The 26,073-nt window shown below is 41.0% G+C and carries 12 protein-coding genes; 5 read left to right on the forward strand and 7 right to left on the reverse strand.

Going from position 1 to position 26,073, the window contains the following annotated elements; translation table 11 throughout:
* Positions 1-2: 2 nt before the first annotated feature.
* The 3 genes from IGI44_RS13515 to IGI44_RS13525 form a co-directional block, all read right to left on the reverse strand.
* Positions 3-791, reverse strand: a complete 789-nt coding sequence (locus tag IGI44_RS13515; RefSeq protein WP_438788252.1) for a YveK family protein — start codon at positions 789-791, stop codon at positions 3-5.
* 729 nt (positions 792-1,520) lie between these two features.
* Entirely contained in the window at positions 1,521-11,459 is a 9,939-nt protein-coding gene (locus IGI44_RS13520; protein WP_438788254.1) for a SpaA isopeptide-forming pilin-related protein, read from the reverse strand.
* Positions 11,460-11,703: 244 nt separating this feature from the next.
* Positions 11,704-12,729: a TPM domain-containing protein gene (locus IGI44_RS13525; RefSeq protein ID WP_438788255.1), complete on the reverse strand. Its 1,026-nt coding sequence runs from the start codon at positions 12,727-12,729 to the stop codon at positions 11,704-11,706.
* Positions 12,730-13,027: 298 nt separating this feature from the next.
* On the opposite strand from IGI44_RS13525, the gene ahpC reads away from it, so the two are divergent.
* Positions 13,028-13,591, forward strand: a complete 564-nt coding sequence (gene ahpC / locus IGI44_RS13530) for an alkyl hydroperoxide reductase subunit C (protein WP_216407792.1) — start codon at positions 13,028-13,030, stop codon at positions 13,589-13,591.
* Positions 13,592-13,600: 9 nt separating this feature from the next.
* Positions 13,601-15,142, forward strand: a complete 1,542-nt coding sequence (ahpF, locus tag IGI44_RS13535; RefSeq protein ID WP_438788256.1) for an alkyl hydroperoxide reductase subunit F — start codon at positions 13,601-13,603, stop codon at positions 15,140-15,142.
* A gap of 271 nt (positions 15,143-15,413) precedes the next feature.
* Here ahpF and spx read toward each other — a convergent pair whose 3' ends face one another.
* From spx to IGI44_RS13550, 3 genes are all read right to left on the reverse strand, one after another.
* A complete protein-coding gene (gene spx / locus IGI44_RS13540; RefSeq protein WP_438788257.1) occupies positions 15,414-15,839 on the reverse strand; it encodes a transcriptional regulator Spx in 426 nt (141 codons plus the stop codon).
* An 815-nt stretch (positions 15,840-16,654) separates the two neighbouring features.
* Complete coding sequence (locus IGI44_RS13545) at positions 16,655-17,842, reverse strand: 3D domain-containing protein (RefSeq protein WP_438788258.1); 1,188 nt, start codon at positions 17,840-17,842, stop codon at positions 16,655-16,657.
* A gap of 194 nt (positions 17,843-18,036) precedes the next feature.
* Complete coding sequence (locus IGI44_RS13550) at positions 18,037-18,816, reverse strand: putative ABC transporter permease (protein WP_438788259.1); 780 nt, start codon at positions 18,814-18,816, stop codon at positions 18,037-18,039.
* A 458-nt stretch (positions 18,817-19,274) separates the two neighbouring features.
* Here IGI44_RS13550 and IGI44_RS13555 point away from each other — a divergent pair, with 458 nt between their 5' ends.
* Positions 19,275-20,813 carry a helix-turn-helix domain-containing protein gene (locus tag IGI44_RS13555; protein WP_438788260.1) on the forward strand — a complete coding sequence of 513 codons (1,539 nt, stop codon included), beginning with the start codon at positions 19,275-19,277 and terminating at the stop codon, positions 20,811-20,813.
* 112 nt (positions 20,814-20,925) lie between these two features.
* Here IGI44_RS13555 and IGI44_RS13560 read toward each other — a convergent pair whose 3' ends face one another.
* Positions 20,926-22,017 (reverse strand): hypothetical protein, encoded by a 1,092-nt coding sequence (locus IGI44_RS13560; RefSeq protein ID WP_438788262.1) that lies wholly within the window; start codon positions 22,015-22,017, stop codon positions 20,926-20,928.
* Between the two features lie 554 nt (positions 22,018-22,571).
* On the opposite strand from IGI44_RS13560, the gene IGI44_RS13565 reads away from it, so the two are divergent.
* On the forward strand, positions 22,572-24,296 hold the full coding sequence (locus IGI44_RS13565) for an ABC transporter ATP-binding protein (protein ID WP_438788263.1): 1,725 nt from the start codon (positions 22,572-22,574) through the stop codon (positions 24,294-24,296).
* A complete protein-coding gene (locus IGI44_RS13570; protein ID WP_438788264.1) occupies positions 24,293-26,050 on the forward strand; it encodes an ABC transporter ATP-binding protein in 1,758 nt (585 codons plus the stop codon). Before IGI44_RS13565 ends, IGI44_RS13570 begins: the two co-directional genes overlap by 4 nt.
* Positions 26,051-26,073 lie beyond the last annotated feature (23 nt).

Below are 26,073 nucleotides of genomic sequence, written 5' to 3' on the forward strand. Positions count from 1 at the left end.
TCCTAGACCCGTTTCCGTCTGCGACGATCAAGAGTCATATCTGTTTCATTTTTTGGAACTTCTCGTTTAGTGATTGTTGGTGCAGGTTCACGACGGATTTTTGCGTTTAATTCTTTTTGTGTCAATTCTGGGACATTTCCTAACAGGGTCAGTCCATATTCATCCGTTAATGTCTTACTTTCTTTCACCGTGCGATCCAGTAATTCAAGAGCGACAGCTAGACAGACTCCTAACATCACACCAAGTAATAGACCCGCAGCAATGGTTAATTTCTTATTTGGAAAAACTGGATCGCTACTAGCAACTGCTTGTGAAATAATCGATATGCGATCCACATTTAAAACGTCCTTCGCATTCGCTTTAAATATCTCCGCCGTTGTATTAGAAATATTCGCTGCTTCTCTTGGACTTTTGCTTGTTGCAATAATCGAAAACATTTGAGAGTTTTGATTTTGTTCTACTTTGATGACTTCTTTTAAATCATCTGTACTCATTTTTACCCGGTATTCAGAGTTCAGTTTTTCTGATACTTCCTTGGTTACCAAATCCCCCGTGATAATGTCTTTATATGTATTGATCATCTGCAAGTTCGTATTGACATCATTGGCATTCGTTGTTTCTGTTTGCGGCAATGTCACGACTAGCTGTGCTTGTGAGCTATATTTTGGAGTTAAAATGAAAAAGGCTAATAGACCTGAGATCAATAGGCCTGCTAGTCCTCCTAATATGATTAACCCGATCCTTTTTCTTAGTAGTTCAAATAATTGTTTGATACTGATTGTTTGCTCCATAAGACCCTCAACTTCCCTAAAATTTACTTTTATTCATTCGGTTAGTTTCCTTAAATAGCAGAAATAGTATAACAAAAAAGGTTGACAGGAAAGGAATTCCTTGAAAATTTTTATCTTCTTTTTTCAACACTTTTTATAAAGAAAAAGAACTTTTCTATCTCAAAATCGTTCTTTTTTCTCTTCTACAAAGGCTATTCTACTTGAAACTATGCTGTTCTATCCCCAGTGAAAAACTGATAATTACTTTGTTTTAAATTAAAACGTCAATTTATTGTTTTTTATGCCATAATAGTCAAATAAAAAAACAAAGTCTTTTGTTTGTTCATTCATTTTCATATTTACATACTCGTACCATTTTAACTTAAAAAGCACAATCAACGTTATTATTATAGTTCAGACAGACTGCAATATCAATGATTATTTAAATACTCAATATAATGTTATATACACAGTTTATTTCGAAAAAGTATAAAAGAAATAAAGGTAATTTTATATTTCATGATTAATTTGTAGGTCCATTCACTATTATTTTCACTAAATCAATGATTGATGAATCTGATTCATCTCTATAAATAATCGATTCATTTATTTTTGTCACAGTTGAAATCTTTTTGACACAATTGGGTTCTTCCTTTCTTTTAATCGCTCTCATTACGCTCTTTCTAAACAAAACGAACTGTAGACAACACGCGCTTGTGTGTTGTCTACAGTTCGTTCTAACCTATTTTTTTATTTCTTCCGTCGGATATAAGTGATCCCGATTACAATAAGAATAACGATCGCGCCGATAATGATCAGTGTCATTCCTTTATCCTCACCTGTTTTCGGATAATAGCCTTGTCCAGGCGTATTCGGACGACTTGGTCGATTGGGGTGATCCGGTACTGCTTCATTCTTGACCACGACATCCACTTGAGTTGGTTTGCCGCTATGTGTCGCCGCAATCGTAAATTCAACAAGCTTTTCTGATCGTTGGTAGCCAATTGGCGCTTTCGTTTCTTTAAAGAAATACGTTCCCGGTGCAAGCTTCGTCACCGTTAATTTTCCTTCATCATCCGTCTGAAGGTTCTTATGCAAGATGTTGTGATGACGATCTAATAGCTGGAATTCGGCATTTGCTAAATGCTTCCCTGCATTTTCTGCATCGACTTTGGTTAATACGACTTTTCCTTGATAGTTAATGACCTTTTCACTCGCTGTAACTACTTTGGGCTGACCTTTCGCTTTATCCCTGATAGCGAAAGGAACTGGTGCTGTGTTGACGATATAGCCGGTAGGTGCCTTCGTTTCCACGAACTGATACTGACCAGGGGCCAAATGTTCGACCACGATCTCTCCTTCAGCATTCGTCTTCAAATCCTTCGAAAGGACTTTTCCTTCACTCGTTTGCAATTCAAAGATCGCGTTTGATAATACTTTTCCAGACTCGTCGGTTTTGACCAGTTTCGCAGAACCTTGGTAGTTTACTAATGGCTCATCAAGTCTGACCGTTTGTTTGCCGTCTTTAGTTGATTTGGCTATTGTAAATGGTACCTCTGTCGTATTGATAAGATACCCTTTCGGTGCGTTGATTTCCTTAAATACATAGTCGCCAGGAGCTAAATTAGTCGCCAATACTTCGCCTGCTGCATTGGACTTGATCGTTGGCCCAACCTGTTTGCCTTCTGCATCAAGAACGACAAATTCTGCATCCTTCAATGGCCGATTATTTTCATCGGTTTTCATCAACTGAGCGGCGCCTTGATAGTTGATCACTGGTTTCTCCGGCAGAACAACCTCTGGCTGTCCCTCAGCAGCATCGCTAATCGTGAAGGTGATCGGTGTTTGATTCACGATATAGCCTGGAGAATAACGCTCTATTAAGTGATAGTCGCCAGGAGCTAAGCCTGTTAACGTCATCACGCCGTTTGCATCCGTGGTTCCTTTTTTAATCGGAGTCTCTGAGTCTGCCTTAAATAGATCAAATTCGACACCCTTCAAAGGATTCCCAGCTTCATTTTGCTTCGTTAACTGGAAGGTCCCTTGGTAATTAGTGAAGGGGGCTCCATCATTGGCTTGAATCGCTTTTGGCTCACCGGATGCTTGATCAGGAATCGTGAATGGAACTTTTGTACGATTCACTAAGTAGCCATCTGGCGCTTTGAGCTCAACGAGATTGTACTCGCCAGGAGCTAAGCCATCAAAGTGAACGAGCCCGTCTGATGCTGTCGGTTTCCCTTCAAGCAGCGTCTTTCCTGCTTTATCTTGGACATCAAAGACCGCGCCTGCCAAACCTTGCGCCTCTTCCGAACGGTTAAAGGCCACTTTTTTCATTTCAACGGACCCTTGATAGTTGATAAAGTCTTTCCCGTCATTGGCTTTTACTTGCGTTGGTTTGCCCTTTGCGTTTACTGGAATCTCAAATGGTATCGGATCGTTATTGATCAGATAGCCGTCTGGAGCCGTCACTTCTACAAAGCGATAATTTCCTGGGGCCAACTCATTGGCAATGACCGCGCCATCCGCATTACTTGTTATCGGATCGCCTACCTGTTCACCCGCTTCATTTACCACATGGAAGATGGCCCCTTCCAATTTGTCGCCCGCCATATTCGCTTTGGTCAAAATCGCAGAGCCTTTATAATCAATAAAGTCAGCGTCCTTCAGTGCATTGACTACTGCTGGTTTGTCCGCGGCTGCTTTTTGAATGGTAAATGGAATCTCTGTCGTGTTAATTAAATAGCCTTCTGGGGCTTTTGTTTCAACAAATTTGTACGCTCCAGGGGCCAAGCCATTGGCTGTCACGAAGCCGTCCTGATCGGAATAAATCGTTTCGCCAACCCGCTGATCTTCTTGATCACGTACTTCGAACGCTGCACCTGCTAATGGGTGATTGGTTCCATCCGTTTTACGGAACCGGGCTGATCCTTGATAGTTTACAAAATTGTCATTCGCATTCACTACAGCTGGTTTTCCTGCCGATGTTGGAGCAATCGTAAATGGTATCGGTGTTGTATTGATCAGGTACCCATTTGGAGCTTTCGTTTCGATGAATTGATAATCACCTGGTTCGAGACCTTTCACTGTCACCTCACCATTTTCATCGGTCTTCAACTCCTTCTGTACGGCTTTTCCAGCACTGGTTTGAACATCAAAAACGGCGCCTGCTAATAATTTCCCAGACTCAGCTTTCTTCGTTACCTTCGCAGTTCCTCGGTAATTTTCAAAATCACCAAGATCTACTGTTGCCGGTTTAGCATTTTGCGGATAGATCGTAAATTTATGCTCGGTCGTGTCGCGAATATAGCCTACAGGTGCTTTTGTTTCCTTTAAGATATAGTCGCCAGCGCCTAATCCTTTGGCGTAAAATTCACCCTCGCTATCGGTTTTGATGAGCGTTTGCTCAACGCCCTCTTTATCAGTGGTTTTGATCGGTTCATCTGGCTTCGCAGCTCTAACGAGTTCATATTCAGCTCCGGAAAGCGGCTTATTGTCGCTAACTTTTCTCCCTTTAATAGCTGCTTGATAGTTTGCCAAGTCTAAAGTGATTCCACTGGCTTGCTGGTTGTTTACGACAAAATAAACGGGTTGACTGCTAATGACGTAATTTGGCGCTGTTTGTGTTTCGATCAATTTGTAGCTGCCATCTTCTAATGCTAGGTTGCTAACATTAATCGTCCCATTTGATTCTGGCTTCAAATCAGCTTTAACCAGTTTTCCATCTACTGAGCCATCATCAAAATACAAGGCGAAAGTCACTTGAGAGAAGTCCAGATTTCCAGAAGTCTCTCCATCGCGCTTCTTCAAATCGATTTCTTTTCTGCCATTTTGGAAATCACCACCGTCAACAATATAGGCGCCATCCTCGATTCTATTCGTATGATTTTGCTCATCTGTCATCGGCATCGTTGCTGGTACACGTTCTGGAATGACGAAGGTCACTGGGAACGTATTTAACAAATACCCATTTGGTGCTTGGCTTTCCTTCACGTAGTACGTCCCAGGGGCCAGGTCTTTGAATTCGACGATTCCATTACTTTTCGAGCTGACTTTTTTCGGATTGCTGTCACTGAAATCAGCCTTGGTATACAGCGTGAATTCTGCGCCAGCTAAATCAATCATTTTCGAATCGTCAGTGATCTCATTTCCAACTTTGTGCAGACGGATGGTGCCGCGATAATTCGCAACATTGTCAGCAATTTTAACGATTGCTGGTTCACCCTTGCTTTCTGCTGGAATCTCAAAGGCTAACTTTTCACTGGTCATGATGTATTTCCCATCAGCACCTTTATCAGGTGCTTCTGTTTCCGCGAATTGATAATTACCAGGGGCTAATCCAGTCACTCGAACAAGACCATTTTTATCGGAGGTTGCTGTTTTGCCAGCGACATCTTTTCCTTGCTCATCAATGACTTTAAATTTCGCCCCTTGTAGCGCGTCACCTTCACCGTCTGTCTTCGTTAACTGAGCGGTTCCTTGGTAATTGATAAAGTGATCCTTGACCGTTACGACTGCAGGCTGTCCATTGGCATTTTTTTCTACAGTCACAGGGACGGTCGTTGTATTCAATAAATAGCTTGATGGGGCTTCGACTTCCTTAAAGGTATAGTCGCCTGGTGCTAGATTATCGAAAAGAACTTCCCCTTTGGTCGTTGAAGTGACCGTTTTTCCATTTACAGGATGGTTTTCACTGTCTAGTAACTGGAATTTCGCACCTGCTAATGGCTGATTATTGGCATCGGTCTTGATCAATTTGACGGATCCTTGATAGTCTTTGAAGGGTTCAGTGATCGTGACCGTTTGTGGTTGCCCTTCCGCTGAATCCGGAATGGTAAAACGGATTGCTTGATCATTGATCAAATAGTTGGTTGGCGCTTTGGTTTCTTTGATCGTATAGTCGCCGGGTGCCAACTTTTGGATCGTCACTTTGCCATCTGATCCCGAAATGCCTGTTCCAACGGCTTGATTGCTACTATTATATACAGTAAATTCTGCGCCTCGTAATGCCTGACCGTCGTTATCAACTTTTGTTAAGGCGACAGCGCCTAGATAATTTCTCAGAGTCAGCTTCCCACCAGGTGTTGTTTGATCATTCGTTGTCACCACTGCTGGTTTTCCAGCTGCACTATCTGGAATCGTGAACTTGATTTTTTGTGTATTCACTAAGTATTTCTTGTCGTTTGAAACTTCTTGGAAATAATAGTTACCGGGTGCTAAGCCATCAATCGTGACATTGCCATCAGCATCTGTCTTGAGACTTTCTGGTGTCACTTTCTCCGGTGTCGCAGCATCGGTATAAACATCGAAGGCAGCACCAGATAACTTACTGAAACCATCATCCGAAGTATTTTCCGCTTCTTTGTACAAACGAGCGGAGCCTTTATAATTAACATTCGCATCCCCAGTGATCGGAATATCTAACACTTCCGGATCACTTTCCGCTTGCTGTTGAACAACAAATGGAATCTCCTTCGTATTCAAGAGATACCCGTTTGGCGCTGTTTTTTCGACAAACTTGTAGCTGCCTGGCGCTAGCTCAAAGGCACGGACATTGCCATCTAACGTATCCGAAGTGAATAGGCCGTCGCCCCCCGCACCATTGATTGTCTCCGTTATCGGTTGCCACTGTCCATCGCGTTGACGCAACAATTGATATTTCGCTCCGCCTAAGCCGTTGCCATTGGCATCCACCTTTTGGAAACGAACGCCTTCTTTGTAGTTCTTGATCGGTGTCTTCTCATCTACTACTAGCTTCTGAGCTTCACGATCAATGGTAACAGCGTCCCCACCTTGATTATCAGAGACTGGCGTTGTAAAGCGAATCACTTGCTCGTTCGTCAGATAATCGTCTGGCGCTTGTGTCTCCTTGATTGCATAGGTCGTTCCTGGAGCTAGATGGTTAAAGGTAACATACCCATTCGTATCTGAAGTAACTGTATCGCCAATCGCAGTTTTGCCATCGGCAGTATATAGTTGGAAACGTGCGCCGGATAAAGGCGTTTCTTTTCCAGCAGCAAACTCATGGCCATCGACTTTTTTGAAACGAGCCGACCCTTGATAATCAATCAACGCATCGCCATTATTTAGTCGAATCGTTGTTGGCGCTTGGTTGCCATTCGATATGGGATCAACGACAAAAGTAAATTCCCTACTATTTAAATAGTAGCCTTCTGGCGCTTTACTTTCTTTCAATTTGTATTTTCCTGGTGCTAGCTGATTTAGGTTCAATTGTCCATTGCTATTTGTAACGTAGGTACTTTGATCCCCGTAGTCACTATACTCACTCGCATTCAATTCCGCACGCTGTAGATTGAACTGTGCTCCGGCGAGATCATTGCCTGCTTCATCGGTCTTCTTCAGAACGGCTGATCCTTGATAGTCTTTCATCTCTAACACACCATCTGAGACGATCTTATCGTTCACATAAACGTTTCGGGTGCTATCTTCGTTCTGCCTTACTTCAAACTCTATCAATGTTTGATTGAGTTGATAGCCTTCTGGTGCTATCACTTCTTGAATCCGGTATTGTCCATCGCCAAGGCCCGATAAGTCCGCTCCTTGGTCCGTTGGTGTAAAACTCTTTACTAAGGTGTAATTAGGTGCTTCCTGAGTGCCACTATTTTGATAAAGATTGAATAAGCCACCCGCAATGATTTTCCCGGCGGCATTCGTTTTATTAAAGCTTACTTTGATTGGTGTGTTCTCGATTTTAGTCACTGGTGGATTGTTGCTGGTATCCGCATAGACTCTTTTGCCTTCCAGCAAATCTTGAGGAATCGTATAGCCATCAGGGGCACCAATTTCTTTGACAAAATATTCATATACCGAGCTAGTCGCAATTAGATTGCCAAATGTGATCGTTCCTCGACTATCTGTCATTGCTTGATAAAGTATATCCGTCTTATTCGTTTCCATATTCTTACGCAACAATTGCAGTTCAGCGCCTGGCACGACGCCCCCATGACCATCGAGCTTTTGAATGTCAATCTTCCCTTTTGTTCCATAGGCAGTACCATTTGATTCGTTAATTGTCACAGTGACATTTTTCTGAGTCTCTTTCCCGGGCAATTCTTTCCCTTCGCTAGTAATCGTCGCATTATTTGTCACATTTTCTGTCTTTGATGAAAAAACAGGTTCCGTATCATACATTAATACATAAGGTTTTTCAATGACACCTGTCAAATACTGACCGGCATTATTCGGATCCGTTTTTTCTTTGATCCCAGCCATATCAAGGTCAAAACTTTCCTGTCCCGTTGCTGGATCAACAGTTATTCTGATCGTGTATTGATCACTTGGCACTAACTGATCCGGCTGAACCGTGGTTGATGATCCCGAACCAGCGTATTTTCCTGTATACAACTTGAAGCTGTTCTTTTGAATCCGTTGATTAGAACTAGGATTGTCTTCAAGTTTCACATTCGCTAATAGTGATTGATTCGGATTAATATTCACCCGCCAATTGATTAAACCCGTCTGTTGATCATAACCGCCTTCCTTCAAAGCCGATTGTCCACCAAAAGCGATCGCTACTTTCGCAGATAACTCTTGTTGAATGCCGGTAATGTCAATGATCGCTGTATTGCTATAAGTAGATTGATCGTAAACAATTTTTCCTTGCAAGGATGTCTTAAATTGGAAGCGGAAAACCATCGGTGTGCCGCCAGTATCCCAGCCAGGTATCCGGTCATTATCCGAACCCACTTGCAGCGCCAACGTCCCTTGATCCTCTTCGCCTGTCGCTTCCGGATTGCTGATCTTCAAATAGCTTTTTCCTACTTGATTCCCACCGTAGGTAGTACCAGAGGCCGGCTGAAAATTCCCTCTAGCATTAACCGTCCCTCGTGTCACTGTTAAGGAATCCGGTTCGTACACCTGATTTCCTGTAATAGGATCTTTGAAATCAAAAGAAGAAACTTCCAAATTGTTATAATTGGCGATGACCGTCCAAGTAATTTCTTTTGTCACTGGATCATAGCTTCCTGATTTCATTCCTTGGTTGACTTCTTGGGTACTTGTTTTAAAGTCCGTACTGCTGGAGGAATCATACGGTTTATTATTGTTAGTAAAGCTAGCCTTTATCGTATTTTTATAATCAATGCTTGCGTTCGGATTGGCTTCTCCTTCATTAAACTGATTGTAGTTTACGTAGTATTCCATTTTAAATTGATCACTCGTTTTTGCGTAATCATTTTGGAACTTCACATCAAAGCTTGTATAGCCCGTTTGCTCTTCGTTAAGATGGATAATCACAAGATAATCTGCATCCGAAGGGGTACCAATTGTAATTTCTGGATCCCCTTTGACATTTACAATTTGGACTGCGCCAGTTAACAGTTTGTTTCCAGCAGTCACATCTCGAAGGACAATGCCGCCATCTTTTTCCCCATTCGGTGTTTTGACTTTTGAAGGGAAGCTGACATAGCCCTCATTCGTATACGTCATCTCATCTGTAAAGGAAGCATTCTCCATCTCATACTTATTCTTATTGATATCAACAGTATAGTGGGCACTCTTTGTTCCAACGTCAATGGTTGGTCGATTTTTGATGACGACCTGCTGAACAGGATTCGTGTGTACTTGAGTGGTCGGTGGTAAGTTCGTTGTTTGTGCTTGGTTCGTGACTGTTACTTGGTTATTAGAGGTTCCAGTTACGATTTTATTTACTTTCGTTTTATAAGCAATATTCATTGCCTGTCCTGCTTGGACATTGTTCTTGAACGTTACGGTAAATGGATTACTCGTTGTGTCAATCGTATAGTCATCAGGATCTACCGGTGCCCCATTAACTGGATTTCCCTTACTGTCAAAGTTCACCTTGTTGATAGTAAAACTATCCGGATCAACGTCCATATTGCTTGAATACGTATCGAAAATGACTTTATCGTTTACTAGTTCTTTTTGACCGTAATTGTAACGTATTAGCCAGCTATATACTTGTCCAACCCGATCATAGCCCGTTTGAACCTTTTCTAAAGCTTTTTTGTAATTCAAATCTACTGATGCAGAAGCTTTCAAATTGACCGTATCCGTAACTAGATTCGCATTATTTACAATCGTTACTTTTCCACCGTTTACTGGCTTTGCCGAATCCTTGATCGTTGTATTGTAAACCACACGATACGGACGATCGATCGTCGTATTGAATTGAATCGATCCATCCGCTGAAACGGTATAATCCTTTGGATCAAGCGGTGTTTGCCCCGTTCCAATTACGTTTCCTTTTAGATCAAGATTCAACGGATAAACGGCAACCGCACCCACTTCCTCTTGATTAAAGCTCACCTGAGAAGGAAAACTCTCCTTAATTTGAGGGTTCTTTAACTCAGAAAAATCTTTGTTGAAATCAACCTGCCAGATTACTTTGTTTGGATTATTGGCAGAATCCGTTTGTCCTGCTTTACTAATCGAAGTGCCACCGGTCGGTTTAATATTGATGGTCAAAGGGGGAATATTCGTTTTACTAGGGTAAACGATCGTTGTCTTCCCTGGTAGCTTGATTAATTCCTGATCAAAACGAACATCCGCCGAAACAGACCCTCTGTCAGCTGGCACAAATGCCTGTCCATCTTGTTGTGTGAACGTGATTCTCAACTTCTTTGTCTTCGCGTCAAAAACATAGGTCCCGTATATATTTCCTTCATCATCGGCTAAATTTCCACGATGAGCAGTTTGTATGAGTGCTAACCCTTGGGGAAAATCCATTTCATAATAATCTCCAGGTACCATTTCGGTTCTTACAGAATCTGGAATCGCGAAATCCAAATTAAAGTTAACGGTTGAATTAATCGTTGGCGGATTAGGCGTAAAGTTCAGCTGGATATCTTTGACAAAATTATCGCCAGGTGCATACTGTGCGAATAGATCATCGATCGGACCAGCAGCTCTGGGCTCTTCTGGCTCCTCTGCTTGTGCTGCGATTGCTGGTTTCTTTTTATTCGGTTCTTTGCTTTCAGTTGTGGACTTCGAACGATCCGTTTCAGTCGTATCCGTATGGCTCGTCGTTGACCCCGTCTTGCTAGTTGTACTAGACTCTGCCGTCATGGCCGTTTCATTATCAGCGGAACTTGAATCCTCATTATCCTTGGGACTTTCCGGTAACGCTAATTGAAAAAAAGCGTGATTTTCTTGATAGAACTCAAGGGTTTTATCCGGTCCTCGAGTAATCGAACCTACTAAGACCAGTTTAAAACGATTTTCTCCTTTTACTAGCTTATTAAATTGAAGCGTGATTTTTGTTCGATCACCTGTTGGATCAATCGTATAGTCCCCGATTGTTTCTCCATTGTCCGCCAAAATGACCTTTTCTTCATTCTTTCTGTCTTTTAATGTAAAGGATTTTGTCATTTCGAAAGTAATCGGTTGATTATTTTCAATTGAACTAGTAATTTTTCCTATTAACGTTAATTCTGTTGAATTTTCTGTGTTCTCTTTGTCAATAAATTCACTAGCTTTATCAAACACTAAAGAATTCTTTTTATCTATTGTCTGCTCCGTTTTTTCAGGTATCGGTGCGGATTCTGTCGTTACCGTTTGTTGTGGATCATTAGACATCGTACTGATAGTTGAAGTTCCACTTGCCGAAGTGTTAGAGGAACTCTCAGTGGTCTCTGCAGCGCTCGCAATAATTGGTGATGCAAAACTTCCAAACAGGCTGAGCAACATGATGGTACTTACCCATTTTTTCATAATATCCCTACTTTTCAAATTTTCTAATTATCCAATACCCGTTTTTTTAGGAACTAGATGAATTTCATCCACATTATCCTATGATTATTTTCACTTTACAAATAATAGCTCCTAAAACAGTCAATAAAATAAGAATAATTATTGAATCGGAAAATTTTTAAAGTAAGCGATTATCTATGTTCTTTTTGTCTGAAAAAAGACTGTCTAAATGAAAAAAACTGCTGAGAAGAATTTCTCAACAGTTCTACCAATCTGAACTAGCTCCGCCACCTCCAGAGCTGCCCCCACCAAACGAATCGCCGCCACCTGAGGAGCTGTCTCTGTCATATCTGTCGTCTCTGGAGCCGCCTTTATTCCAGAGATCCTTGTGATGATAATAGACGGAGTATTGTTTCATCTCTTTCTTTTTCTTTACAAATAGATCCTTGAGCTTCAAGGTTCCAAAAGCATAGTAGAAATGGTAGTAACGTGGTTTTTTATTTTTTAGCCGCTTATAGCGTTTCACAATTTTCCCTCTAGCAATCAATACTTCCGGTTCTTTACTATGAATCATTTTTCTAACCGAATAGCGTTGAAATCTCGGATCGTCTTTTTTTAAATCCTTTTTTAACTCATTTGCAAACTCTCGGCGAGCGTTCAAATAGATAGCCATTTTACGTATTGGCGGTTCTAAAAAGACATACAGAATCACTAAGACAATTATCACTGGAAGTGCGTAATTTCGGATGATATCCCATGGACTTTTACCCGCAAAATGCGTTTCAAAGAATCCTGGTTCAAAATCTTTGATCGTCTTACTTCCTAGTAGAACCTGATTAATATTGCTTACAACTAGTTTGACTCCCGCATCGTAATTTTCCTCTCGAAAATAACCCTTCGCCTCTTCTGTCATGAGGTCCATCGCTAAGGCATCTGGGATATCCCCTTCCAGTCCATACCCTACTTCGATCCGTTGTTTCCGATCATTTACCGACAGTACATACAGGACACCAGAATCATGCTCTTTATCCCCGATGCCTAACTGATTAAATTTTTCGTTGGCGTAGCTTTCGATTGTTTGCCCCTCTGGCAACTCTTCCAACGTCACGACTGCCATTTGAGGCCGCAGCTTTAATCTTTTATATGCTTGATTATACTGATAGACTTCCTCTTTCGTTTCAGAAGACAAAACATTTGCTTGATCCTCTACATAGATGTTTTCTCCGCGGACTGTGCCACACCAGAACAATCCGAAAATCACCAACGAAAGAAAACAAAGTACCCGCTTCATTTTCTCACCCACTTCTCTTTTTCTCAATTATGATGCGTTTCACCTAAAAACACAATCGCTTTCCGAAATCTTCTAACTATCGTTTAGTTCACGCACATCAGCTTGAATAATTCGTTTTTCCAATACTATTTATCTTTTTTGGGTAAATAGTTTCGGGAATTTGCAAAAAAAGCATTTACAATGGAATTGATTTTTGTTTATAATTATTTTAAATAAAAGAGGATCGATTTCAGATTTCTTGGATTTTCTTTTATCAATTACGAGAATATTTTCTCACTATTAAACAGGAGGGTACATTATGTCATTAATCGGGAAACAAGTGGAAGCATTCCAAGCACAAGCCTATCGTCAAGGAAAATTTATCGAGGTTTCTGAAGAAGTACTACAAGGCAAATGGTCCGTCGTTTGTTTTTATCCAGCAGATTTTACCTTTGTTTGTCCAACTGAACTGGAAGATTTGCAAGATCAATATGAAAAATTACAAGAATTAGGTGTTGAGGTGTATTCTTGCTCAACAGATACTCATTTCACGCACAAAGCATGGCACGACACATCAGATGCCATCGGTAAGATCAACTACACCATGATCGGCGACCCTTCTCATCATATCTCACGTATTTTTGATGTATTAGATGAAGAAGCTGGATTAGCACAACGGGGAACCTTCATTATTGATCCTGACGGGATTGTTCAAGCAATGGAAATCAACGCGGATGGCATCGGCCGTGATGCCAGCAGCTTGATCGACAAAATTCGTGCTGCCCAATATGTTCGCACCCATCCAGGTGAAGTTTGTCCTGCGAAATGGAAAGAAGACGGCGAAACGTTGAAACCAAGTTTCGACTTAGTCGGCAAGATTTAAGGGGTTCTTATGTTAGATAATGAAACGAAAGAACAACTAAAGCAATATTTAGCGCTATTGGAATCGAAGATCGTTTTTTCAGCAAGTTTGGATGACTCTGAAAATTCGAAAAAAGTAGAAGATTTCTTGACTGAAGTCGCAGCGATGGATGATAAGATTTTGATCGAAACCAAGAATTTAAAGCGTACGCCAAGCTTTGAGATCAATCAGGTGGGCGCAGATGCCAGCGGGATTATATTTGCCGGTTTGCCAATGGGGCACGAATTTACATCATTCATTCTAGCTTTGTTGCAAGTGAGCGGTCGTGCACCGAAGATCGATGAAGCATTGATTCAGCAAATTCAATCGATTGATCGAGAATTAACGTTTGAGACGTATGTCAGCTTAACCTGTCATAACTGTCCTGATGTCGTTCAAGCCTTGAACATCCTATCCGTGTTAAATCCGAAAATTTCTCACACCATGATTGAAGGCGGCATGTATCAAGCAGAAGTTGACGCAAAAGAAGTCATGGCAGTGCCGACAGTCTTTCTAAACGACGAAGAATTCGACAGTGGCCGGATGACGATCGAACAAATCATTGAAAAAGTCAGCGGTCCGTTGAGCGCAGATGAATTCGCCGACAAGGAGACCTTTGATGTTCTAGTGATCGGCGGCGGTCCTGCTGGTGCAAGTTCGGCAATTTACGCTGCTCGTAAAGGGATTAAAACGGGAATGGTCGTGGAGACTTTTGGTGGTCAGGTCCTAGAAACATTAGGGATCGAAAATGTCATCGGCACGCCTTACGTGGAAGGCCCGCAACTAATGCGTCAAGTAGAAGAACACGTGAAGCAGTATCATGTGGACATTATGAAGGGACAACGTGCCAAATCGATTCAGAAAAATGAGTTGATCGAAGTTGAATTGGAGAACGGAGCACAATTAACTGCGAAGACTGCGATTCTTTCAACCGGTGCACGCTGGCGTGCCATCAATGTTCCTGGTGAAAAAGAATTCAAAAACAAAGGAATCGCTTATTGTCCCCACTGTGACGGACCTTTGTTTAAAGACAAAGAAGTAGTGGTTATTGGTGGCGGAAATTCTGGGATCGAAGCAGCGATTGATCTAGCTGGTTTGGCTAAACATATTTATGTCTTGGAATTTCTTCCTGAACTAAAAGCTGACCAAGTGCTTCAAGAAAAACTGTATTCATTGTCTAATGTGACTGTGATTACCAATGCAGCCACAAAAGAAATCACGGGTTCTTCCCATGTCGAAGCATTAACGTATACCGATCGCCTAACCAATGAAGAGCATACTCTGAATGTTGAAGGCGTCTTTATCTTAATCGGTTTGATGCCGAATACGGAATGGTTATCCGACACCGTCGCTTTAAGTGATCGTGGCGAGATTCTCGTAGACAAACATGGCGCAACCAATGTCGAAGGCATTTTTGCCGCAGGCGATTGTACAGACAGTGCCTACAAGCAAATTATCATTTCCATGGGTTCTGGAGCAACTGCCGCTCTCGGTGCCTTTGATTACTTGATTCGCCAAACACCTAGCTCTTAGTTTAAAAAGAAATTTTCTTATGCATACGAAAACTGTAAAAAACTTGACTCGCGGCTAGCTCAGTTGAACGGTTATCATTTTCCAAAAAACGCGGAAAATGACTCTTAGTTTCGTACGCATACGATTAGGCTAAACGGCTTGTTCATTAGTTTGTTAAGAGTCATATCTAGTTTCATATTCAATACACTGCGAAAAGCCTAACTCGCAAAATAATCCCCATCCTGTTCCTACCAACATGAGAACGGGATGGGGATTTATCTATATGATGTCTTTAAGCAAGACTTTCTTTTTGCAAATCCATATAAAGTAAAATTCTAGACATTTTTTTAGATGTTACTCTGCGGACTTCTCGTGGAATGAACTGATGAATTTCATCCTCGTTATAGCCTACTTGGAATTTGCTTTCATCAAAAACCAGTGGACGTCTCAACAAACTTGGATGTTTTTCGATAATATCAACCAACTCATTTAAAGATAAGTCATTGAAATCGACATCTAGTTTTTCATAAACCTTTGAGCGTGTTGAAATAATTTCATCCGTTCCTGTTTCAGTCATCGAAAGAATTTCTATGATTTCATCCTTTGTTAATGGATCAGACATGATGTTTCTTTCTTCAAATTCAAGTCCGTTTTCTTTCAACCATGCTTTGGCTTTCCTACATGACGTACAACTTGCTGACGAATATAATTTAATCATTTTAACATACACCCTTCTGCTTTTTATTTTTAAGTAACATGAGTTATTCTACACATATTACGATACAAGATTTTCAGGCATATGTTAAACATTTCATTTGCTTAAGTATCAAAAAAAGATACTTATCCACTCTTAAACACTTCTTATTATAACTAAAATTGATATTTATCTAAAATGAGGTATACATGGTTAAATGGAATGATTCTAAGTAATACAGGCTTTATTGAGTTTCCTGTCTAGAAAGTTTCATAACAGGTGTAATGTTTTACTAACTGGATTACTCAATTATTTCTTTGACAAACCAAAAGATGATTGTGAGTTGCTGAGTACCTATTTCTTCTTCCTTTTGAAACATTTCTGATTCAATATAGTCGGTTATTGATACCATTCTTCTCTAATTGATAATATGAAACATGAGTGAAAACAAATCGTTCCTCTTATTGTTTTCAACAATTTCATTTATTAAATTATCTTCGTAAGCATCCTCCTTGATTTTTAAATCGCTCTTCTCTATTTAATCGCGCTAACTCAGAAGCCCTTTTCATGAACAAACGCCGACTCGTAAATAGCGTTTGTAAAAACAACTCGGATGTTCTTCTAGTTTCTTAACACTGGACATTTAGAAGTCCTCCTTCTCAAATTCCCTACAAACGCAGTAGTATCCTGAACTACCAGATAATCTTTTTCTCCCAGCATGATTGAGCGTCAAGCTAATCGGCTATCGTTCTACTGCCAGAAAGAGTCCCTCCCCTTTTCGCGATATTGCTAAAAAGAGCTCTATGAAATCTGTTGATTTCATAGAGCTCTTGACGTTTTTAACTAATAACTGTAACTGTGACTGAACGGCGTCCCCATTGAATACACTGTTCAACGGTTGGGAAATGAACATCAATGATGTTTCCCTTGATGGCACCACCGGTATCTCCAGCAATCGCGATTCCATATCCGGATACCTCTACCATTGATCCTAATGGAATGACGCTTGGATCAACAGCGACAACCTGTGGATTTTGACGTAGGTCGATCCCCATCGCTGTAAAGAAGGTATTTACTGACTCTGCACATGAATAGCCTGTTGATTCCATTTGCATCGTGCGACCTGATGTCGTTGGTGTGCTTGGGGCTGGTGCAGCTGGTACTTGTTTTGGTTGTTCACTTGTTTGAGTTGTTTGTGAACTTGAAGAAGACGCTGCAGATTTTGCTGCTTGTGTAGAAGCCTGCGTTGCCGCTTCTGCTTGCGCTTTTTGTTGCGCCTGAGCAGCTGCTTTTGACGCTTTCTCAGCTTCTGCCGCTTTAGCAGCCTCTGCTGCCTTCGCTTCTTTTTCCGCTTTTTCTGCTTGCGCCTTTTCAGCAGCTTGGCGCGCTTTTTCTACTTCTTTATCTTGACTGATTTTTTCTAAGCTGGTTTTGTTATCGGCTAACTCTTGTTTTAAGTTCGCCATTTTATTATCTAACTTAGCACTCTCAGCTTCAAGGCTTTGACTATCTTGTTTTAATTGGGCTTGTGTTTTTTCTTGTGTTGCCTTCAGCTCAGTCAATTTATCCTTGGCTTCACCGAGACTGGCAACTTTTGTTTTCTCTGCGTTTTGGATGACAGACATCGCAAAGGCGCGATTCAAAAACTCACCAAGATCCTTTGATTCTAATAATGCATTGATCGAACGATCTGTCGTGCCATTGACTTGAGCGGTTTTCATCCGTTCAGCAATCGCTTCTTTCCGTTGTTCAATCTTCTTCTCTGTTTCTGCAATCTCTGTTTTTGTTTTCTCCAAAGTTGCTTCGTTTTCACTGATTTTCGAGCGAATGGTATTAACCTCTTGGTATTTTTCATTCACATCATTCAGTGCGATTTGTAATTCTCCGCTAATCTTGTCGCTTTGACGTGCGATTGCGGATTCTTTCTTATCTAAATCATTCAGTGACTCTGCCTGTGCAAAGACTGGTAAAAGTACGTTAGCACCCAACAATAGCGTGGCAACGAACCCAAACGTTTGCTTTCTCACTTAAAAGTCCACCTTTCTATTTACCCTCAGTTATTATACGAAAAAAAGACGGACTTTTTGTTTCACTAACATTACATTTCATTACAAAATGACGCGTGTTTTAGTAACATTCGTTTTATTTTTGTCAAATTTCACAAAAAAGATAGTCCCTTCAAGCGTTGAAAGGACTAATTATTTGTCATATTTTTGTAATATTATTTTTTTCGAAGCTCTTTAGATAACTGTCGAATCTCAGCTAAAGGACTTTTTATTTCTTTCGATTTCATATTGGGAAAGCTATTTAAGAAACGACGCTCTTGGAAATTCAGCTTTGGAAGCTGTTTACGCCATTCTGGTTGTTCTTTGATTTCGTTTATCCAGCCTTGACGACGTTCTTCTGCTGCGATCTTCAATTCTCCAAGATCTGTTTGCAGCTGCTCCTTTTTGTCTTGGATCGTAGCACTTATCTTGTTTAACGCCTGACGTAATGACGCTAAGTTTGCCAACGTAAAGCCTAAGTCAAAACTTATTACCATTAATAGAAGCATTGGCAGAAAAATTCCGAAACGTTGCTGCCAGCCGGTAACTAAATTCATTAAATAGGGGTTCAAAACGCGAACAATAAACACACAAGCAATTCCCCAAAAGATAGAGACTGGTACGGCGACTCGTCCATTGATATTCAAGGGAACCTCTTTATAATCCCATAATGTCAGATGGAAGATTTTCTCCAATAAAAAGCTCGTAAGATATTCCAACGCGGTCACAAGAATCAGCGCTAAGAAAAACAGCAACACGATATTCTGCTGATACGGTTCGATCAAATAAAGCACGCCAACAACACCAAAACCATAAATAGGTGTGATTGGTCCTAATAAGAAGCCGCGGTACACAAAATGTTTGGCTTTGATCGAGCAATAGATCGTCTCCCATAACCAACCGATAAATGAATAGCAAAAAAATAAGAGCACGACGATTGTAACTATTTTTTCCATTTTTTTCCTCCATTAAATGAATGCTTGGTTTTCATTATTCCATGGATGGTGAGAAAATGCTAGTTTCATGGGTAGTACTTGAGTAGCAGCTCAAATAGGTAACTAAAAGCTTCTATTTAAATTGGGAATCCAAAATGAGCGAATCACCCATCATTTTAGACAAAAAAGACAGATCACCTTATCCATAACAGCGTCGTAATCACATTAAAAAGGAATTATTTTTTTAGCATATTCACAATTAAGACTTGTTTTTAGCGCTTTCTCCCTTTATCATTTTTATATAGAAAACGTTTTATTCACGATGACAAAATAGCTATATCTTTGAATTTATTTGATCCAGCGTCACTTTCGCCAAATAAAAAATTATAGATTTATTATTTTTGCAAAAAAGACCGTATTTCATTCAGAAGAATGGTACAGCTCAGACACTTACTTCAAAAAAATAGGAGGGAATGACGATGGATTTTCGCACAACTTTAGGAACCAGCAATAAACGGCGCTTGTTGCTATTGGAATATTTGTATTATCGACGAGATGGTCTATCCAGCGACCAATTATTAAGCATGCTGAACTGTTCCCTGCCCATCCTATTGAATGATATTGATTTGATCAATTCTGAGAAACCAGACGTCCTCCAAATTATTAAAACTAAAGGCTTATTTCGAATTGTGATGGATAAGTCGATCAGTCTGGGTAGTATCTACGCAGATTTTTTGAATGCCTGTCCTGAATTTCAAATCATCGAAGAACTTTTATACGAAGAATGCGAAAATATTACCGCACTCTCGAAGAAACTATATCTAAGCTCCTCAAATACTCAACGCTATTTAAAAAAAATTGAAACCACTTTGACAGAAGCTGGGATGCAGCTTTGTTACCGTCCACTGCGAATCGAAGGAAACGAAAGTGAGATTCGTAATTTCTATTACCGCTTTTACACAGAACGGCAGAGCGCCTTTGAAAGTACGCTTCCTAAACTGCCCACTGATCACTACCACACGATCGAAAAGTATGTTCGAGAATTTATTGATATGAACTGCATTCATGAAAAGTATGTGTATGAGAAGCGCTTGATTTACAACATGTATATTAGTTTTTGGCGGATAAAAAGTGGCCATCCGTTTCCTAAAGAAGAATTACGAACGAATGCCATTTTGCTACCAACAGGGTTTCCCTATAAAAAATTGAAGCAGGCCGTTAAAGAAGGCGTGGGATTAGAGCTAAGCTTAGAGATGGTTCGAGACACTCTCTGGCTGACCTTTTCAGATGCCATTGTATTTAGCTTGCTTCATCGCGAAGTCGCGCTGTTGGATAATCCTAAGTACCGAAGATTATTTATGCAGCATTATGCTTTGACTGTAGAGTTTGATCACCTGCTGGGAAATCGCCTCAGCAACTTGAATCGTTTAGACATAGCGACCGTTCTATGCAACGATTTCTATTTATGTAATCCAAACGGAAAGTTTTTAGGCGTATTATGGCGCAATCGTTCTGTCTTCGTAGAGCAAGCTTCAAAGGTGTACGGTCGTGGAATTCAAAAGGTTCGAGAACTAGTCGAACGTTTTGTAACCAAATACAACATGTATCAAGAAGAAGACTTCATCCTGAATTATATGTATTTGTTGATCACAACGGAAGTAAATAGCATGGACTGGTTAGCCAGTCAGGATCATCCATTAAAGATCCTTCTATTGTCAGATTTATCTCCAACGGAAGAAAGCTTTTTAGCAAAACAGATTTCCGAGAGTGTCTATGGAAACTTCACGATCACCCATTTTGAAAAACTATCCGGCGGCTTGCCTAATTTAAAAGAAGAACTGAATAAGTATGATTGCTTAATCACGACAGGTTCTTCAGTAGGGCTGCCAAAAGAGTACCCCGTTATCGTCATTGACCCATTTATAACTAGTCAAAGCAGACAGTTCATTCAAGAAACCATTAGTGAGCTATCCAACCAGTACGAACAAGGAAAAAATGAGGAGACGACAAAAGAATAAACGAATTTTTGGTTCTTTCTCGAGTTTGGACTCTATCGAAACTTGAGAAAGAGCCCTCTTTATGATGCTGAATGAAAAGCGGATAGCTATACCTGTATAAGAAATAGACACTTTACTTTCTTTTCTTCTTTTTATTTCCGCTGCCTTTCCGTTTACTCGTATTTGTTTTCTTAGAGCCGTTCTGAATCACTGATTGAACATATGCCTCTTTGTGTGTAAGGATTTTTCGTTTTTTGGGTTTCTGCTGTTTTGCAGTCGGAGGATCAGAAACGGCGAGCGAATCGTCCACTGCCACGGGCTCACTTGATAATACTTGCTGGTTATCCATCCCTAGCGTAGGAACATGCGGCGGCTCCTGGGGTTCTAGCAAGTCATTCATTTGTTCCTCTGACTCCTGTTCGGTAAAAACAACACGCACATTTTCTAAACTAACTACATCTGGATGCCCTACGCGGACCAACGTCAACACTTCTTGTTCATTCAGCATACTAGGATCAACGCCTTCTGGGGCAACGATTTCAATCGTTTTCGCTTCTTGTACCTCTGGTTCTGGACATTGCGTCTCTTCTTGCTGCTCAACTTCTTTCAGCGTTTCTTTCGTTCCTGGGCGCTTTGCCTGGACGAGTTTTGCAAAGCGTCTTACACCGTCAACGGTTTTAAAGAGGGGGATCGTTGTCAGGATTGCTAAAATGTTATCGAGTTCAGCTTTTGATCGTGTTTCGTCTGCATCGGCAATCGTCAAGCTATGCTTTTTACCTGAGGCATCTTCAAACGTAGAGACAATTCGAAGGGTCAGATCTGGATTCTCAGCTGCTTCTGTTCCCTTAGTATCCATAAGCCGTTTATTCGAGCGCGCTTCCTCGGTTGAACGGTAATAGTCTTTTTTATCGGCAAACAAACGGTGGACCACCTTGTCCCAATCCCCGCTTTTCTTGAAATAATCCTTAAAATAGGCGCAGTACTCACGAAGTACATCACTAGGCTCCGCCGTTAGGAACAGATCACACACTAACTCTTGACATAAAAATGAATAGTCGCTTACGACAAGTGAATTTCGAACCATAACAATCACCAGATATTTAATGAATGTCGTGACATCTTGAGAAAATTCAAAATAGCTCATTAGTTTAGCTTCAAGTGTCGTTCTTTTCATGCCGAACAAATTTCTCTGCAATAGCGGTTTTTTCTGCTCAATTGTTTTCATGGTCGTTTGCTCCCTCCAAATGTGTATGCGTTTTCTCAAAAAAATCATACCGCTAGAAGGAAAAAATAGCGATCCTAAAATTTAACGATTCTCTAAAGAAAAAAACTCAAATTCTTTTTCTTTGTACTTTTATAAAGTAATTAAAACCACAAATGCAACTTCCCATATCACTTCTAAAGCAAGCATTTATCCAGTTAAAAAAACAACGAAAGACAGAATACGATTCTAAAGATAGTTGGATTAGTGTTTGTGAATCACCATTGAGCCCTTCAAAAAAAAATTTTTTTAAATGAAATCAACGCCTCAAACCCACTAGTTCTATTCCTAATTGAGATAAAAAATTAAAGTAGTCACCACTTTAAAATCGAGTCATTTCGATCCAATTTTTAGTTTGCCGTCATCCTCAAACAGGAGAAGCGACCGAATTTTCTATCATTTTTTTTGTCCTCTTTCTGCGTTTCTAAGTATATTCTTCGGACTTGTTTGACAAGTACGATACAATAGAAGCGATCCTATTTTGCAGATTATTTACTTTATATATTGGAGGAACTTGCATGTTTCAGCTTTTACGTTACGCCAAAGATTATCGAAAGCAAATTATCCTTGGCCCTTTTTTCAAATTTTTAGAGGCGGTCTTCGAACTGATCCTCCCCTTGTTTATGGCGCGATTAGTCGACGAAGGGATCGCTCGTCACGATCAAGGCAAGGTCATTGAGATGGCTGTCGCCATGTTGGGACTGTCCATTGTTGGATTGCTCTGTGCCTTAGTTTGTCAGTATTATGCCTCGATTGCTTCCCAAGGCTTTGGGACTGTTTTGCGAAATCGGTTGATGGAGAAAATCAACAGCTTCTCCCATAAGGAGCTGAACCGCTTCGGCACAGATACGCTAATCACACGGATGACCAATGATATCAATCAAATGCAAGGCGCTTTAGCGATGCTGATTCGCTTGGTTGTTCGTGCACCATTTTTAAGTATCGGTTCGGTCATCATGGCATTTTACATTGATTGGCAAATGGGTGTGATCTTCTTGATCCTGTTGCCGCTTTTCTGTTTGATTCTCTTTTTAATCATTCATTATTCGGTACCCTTATACAAAAATATCCAGCAAAAGCTGGATCAGTTGAATCAATTGGTGACTCAGAATTTGAGCGGCGTCCGTGTGATTCGGGCTTTTGCTCGAACAAAGACCGAAACGGCTCATTTTAATGAAGAAACAGAAGAAATTTCTCGTTTAAATCAGCGAGTGGCGAATATTTCAGCGCTACTCTCACCTAGTACGACGTTGATCATGAATGCAGGCGTGGTGGCGCTGCTTTATTTTGGCGGTTTTAAAGTCAATGTTGGTCATTTAGAACAAGGTCAGGTGCTTGCCCTGATCAATTACATGAATCAAATGCTTTTGGCCTTGATCGTCGTTTCTAACCTAGTCGTATTATTTACACGTGCGGCAGCCTCTGCCAACCGAATCAATGAAGTTTTTGCGACGGATACTACCCTAATAGATGACGGTACGATTCAAACAGCCGATGAGCAAGCGCCATTAATCGCTTTTGAGCATGTTGATTTCCGCTATACAGAAAAATCTGGCTTGGCTTTACAGGATGTTTCTTTTACCTTACAGGAAAATAAAATTCTCGGTATTACTGGTGCCACTGGTAGTGGAAAATCGACACTGATTAGTTTGATTCCTCGTTTTTATGATGCGTCAGAAGGAACCGTCAGCTTTGCCGGAAGCAACGTCAAAGACTGGGCGCTGGAGCAACTACGTTCTGAAATTGCGCTCGTTCCACAAACAGCGGTCCTATTCAGCGGAACGATTCGGGAAAATCTCCAATGGGGCAAGCCAAATGCAACGGACGAAGACTGTTGGGAGGCTTTAGCCATTGCCCAAGCCAGTGAGTTTGTTGAAACCTTGCCGAAGGGTCTAGATACCATGATTTTGGAAAATGGGAAAAACTTCTCTGGTGGTCAACGGCAACGGCTAACAATCGCCCGCGCATTGATTCGCAAACCAAAATTGTTGATTTTAGATGATTCCTTATCTGCACTGGATTATCAGACTGATTTAGATTTGCGTCAGGCGTTGAAGCGTGACTTAGACTGCGGCGTGATTATTATTTCTCAAAGACTACGTTCGATCCAAGAAGCGGAAACGATTTTGTTGATGGACAATGGACAAATCGTTGCACAAGGAAAACATGAAGTCCTGCTGCAAGAATCCAAGCTGTATCAAGAACTGGTCAACTCTCAAGCAGAAGGAGGCGCTGTTCAATGATCAAGAAAAAGAATTTCTTCCGTTCATTAAAATTGTTCATTCCCTACTTGGCTGCTTATCCGAAGGAATTGATCGCCGCGATTATTCTAGGGATCGCCAGCGGGATCACTTCGGTGTTAATGACCTATTATATTGGGGTCGCTGTCGATCAGATGGTGAATCAAGGAGCAGTTGACTTCACCCGTCTCTTCCAGATTCTTCAATTATTTGTCGGCATCTTTTTAGTGACAGTCGTTAGTCAATATTTTATCCAACGCTTGGGCAACACGGTGGCCTTTGATTCAGTTGCAAAATTAAGGGAAGAAACCTTCACTCATTTGAACAAGCTGCCGTTAAGCTATTACGATCAAAGCTCAAAGGGCGATATCGTCAGCCGCTTTACCAATGACATGGATAATATCTCTACCGCTATCTCCGCCGTCTTCAATCAGGTCTTCTCAGGTATGACGGTCGTCTTAGTTGCTTTAGTCTTTATGCTGTATCTTAGTCCAATGCTGACACTCGTTGTGTTAGTGGCAACGCCGATCATCTTTTTGATTACCTATATCGTGGCTCGTACTTCGCAGCAATATTTCACGAGTCAACAGCAACTCGTTGGTTCGATCTCTGGTTTTATCACCGAAATGGTGGGGAATCAAAAAATCGTCAAAGCGTTCCAACGAGAAAACCAAAATCAAACGAACTTTGAAGCGTTGAATCAGGAACTGTATGTCCGGGGACAAAAAGCACAATTTGCGTCTTCCTTGACCAATCCTTCTTCTCGCTTTGTCGATCATCTGGCTTATTTGATGGTAGGACTTGTAGGTGGTCTATTAGCCTTAAGAACCGATAGTGGCGTAACGATTGGGATCATCTCCAGCTTCACGATTTATTCCAGTCAGTTTACCAAACCCTTCATTGAATTATCGGGAATCACGATTCAGATTCAAACCGCAATCGCCGGTCTTGACCGTTCCTTTGAATTATTGAAGGAACCGGTTGAACAAGCCGATGATCCAGATGCAATGACTCTGACCGAAGCTAAGGGAAACGTCGTTTTCGATCATGTTGATTTTGCTTACCAAAAAGATCAACACTTGATCGAAGATTTCAATTTGACCGTCGAACCTGGGGAAACCATCGCTATCGTTGGAAAAACCGGTGCTGGAAAATCAACGCTCGTCAATCTCCTAATGCGTTTTTACGAAGTGGATAAGGGAACGATCACGATTGATGGAACAGATATCCGCCATTTGACCCGCGACAGCTTGCGCCAGCAATTCGGGATGGTTTTACAAGAAACCTGGCTGATGGATAGTAGTTTACGTGCCAATCTGCGGTATGGCCGTAAATCAGCAACAGATGAAGAAATCTATGGGGCATTGAATGATGCCTATATGTATGATTTCGTGATGCGCTTGCCTGATAAACTAGATACGATTGTAGGCGAAGCAGGCATTAAGCTTTCCGATGGGCAGCGTCAATTGTTGACGATCGCTCGCACGATGATCAGCCAACCATCCATGTTAATCCTTGATGAAGCAACCAGTTCTGTGGATACCTTGACTGAACAGAAAATCCAAAGCGCCTTTCTTGCTATGATGAAGAACCATACCAGCTTTGTGATCGCCCATCGTCTGTCAACGATTCAAAATGCGGATCAGATTCTCGTGCTGGATCATGGACAAATCGTCGAGATCGGCAGTCATCAAGAGTTATTGCAAAAAGATGGTTTTTATAAGAAATTGTATCAAGCTCAGTTTTCTCAGAGTTAAAAAATACCGCTGCGAATCACGAT

Origin of the sequence: Enterococcus sp. DIV0756, assembly GCF_051710745.1 — a bacterium.
Classification (GTDB): domain Bacteria; phylum Bacillota; class Bacilli; order Lactobacillales; family Enterococcaceae; genus Enterococcus_A.

What these genes read in the sequence shown, in the direction of transcription:
- IGI44_RS13515 (WP_438788252.1), bottom strand. Translation starts at nt 791, where the DNA reads ATGGAGCAAACAATCAGTATCAAACAATTATTTGAACTACTAAGAAAA.
- IGI44_RS13520 (WP_438788254.1), bottom strand. Translation starts at nt 11,459, where the DNA reads ATGAAAAAATGGGTAAGTACCATCATGTTGCTCAGCCTGTTTGGAAGT.
- IGI44_RS13525 (WP_438788255.1), bottom strand. Translation starts at nt 12,729, where the DNA reads ATGAAGCGGGTACTTTGTTTTCTTTCGTTGGTGATTTTCGGATTGTTC.
- ahpC (WP_216407792.1), top strand. Translation starts at nt 13,028, where the DNA reads ATGTCATTAATCGGGAAACAAGTGGAAGCATTCCAAGCACAAGCCTAT.
- ahpF (WP_438788256.1), top strand. Translation starts at nt 13,601, where the DNA reads ATGTTAGATAATGAAACGAAAGAACAACTAAAGCAATATTTAGCGCTA.
- spx (WP_438788257.1), bottom strand. Translation starts at nt 15,839, where the DNA reads ATGATTAAATTATATTCGTCAGCAAGTTGTACGTCATGTAGGAAAGCC.
- IGI44_RS13550 (WP_438788259.1), bottom strand. Translation starts at nt 18,816, where the DNA reads ATGGAAAAAATAGTTACAATCGTCGTGCTCTTATTTTTTTGCTATTCA.
- IGI44_RS13555 (WP_438788260.1), top strand. Translation starts at nt 19,275, where the DNA reads ATGGATTTTCGCACAACTTTAGGAACCAGCAATAAACGGCGCTTGTTG.
- IGI44_RS13560 (WP_438788262.1), bottom strand. Translation starts at nt 22,017, where the DNA reads ATGAAAACAATTGAGCAGAAAAAACCGCTATTGCAGAGAAATTTGTTC.
- IGI44_RS13565 (WP_438788263.1), top strand. Translation starts at nt 22,572, where the DNA reads ATGTTTCAGCTTTTACGTTACGCCAAAGATTATCGAAAGCAAATTATC.
- IGI44_RS13570 (WP_438788264.1), top strand. Translation starts at nt 24,293, where the DNA reads ATGATCAAGAAAAAGAATTTCTTCCGTTCATTAAAATTGTTCATTCCC.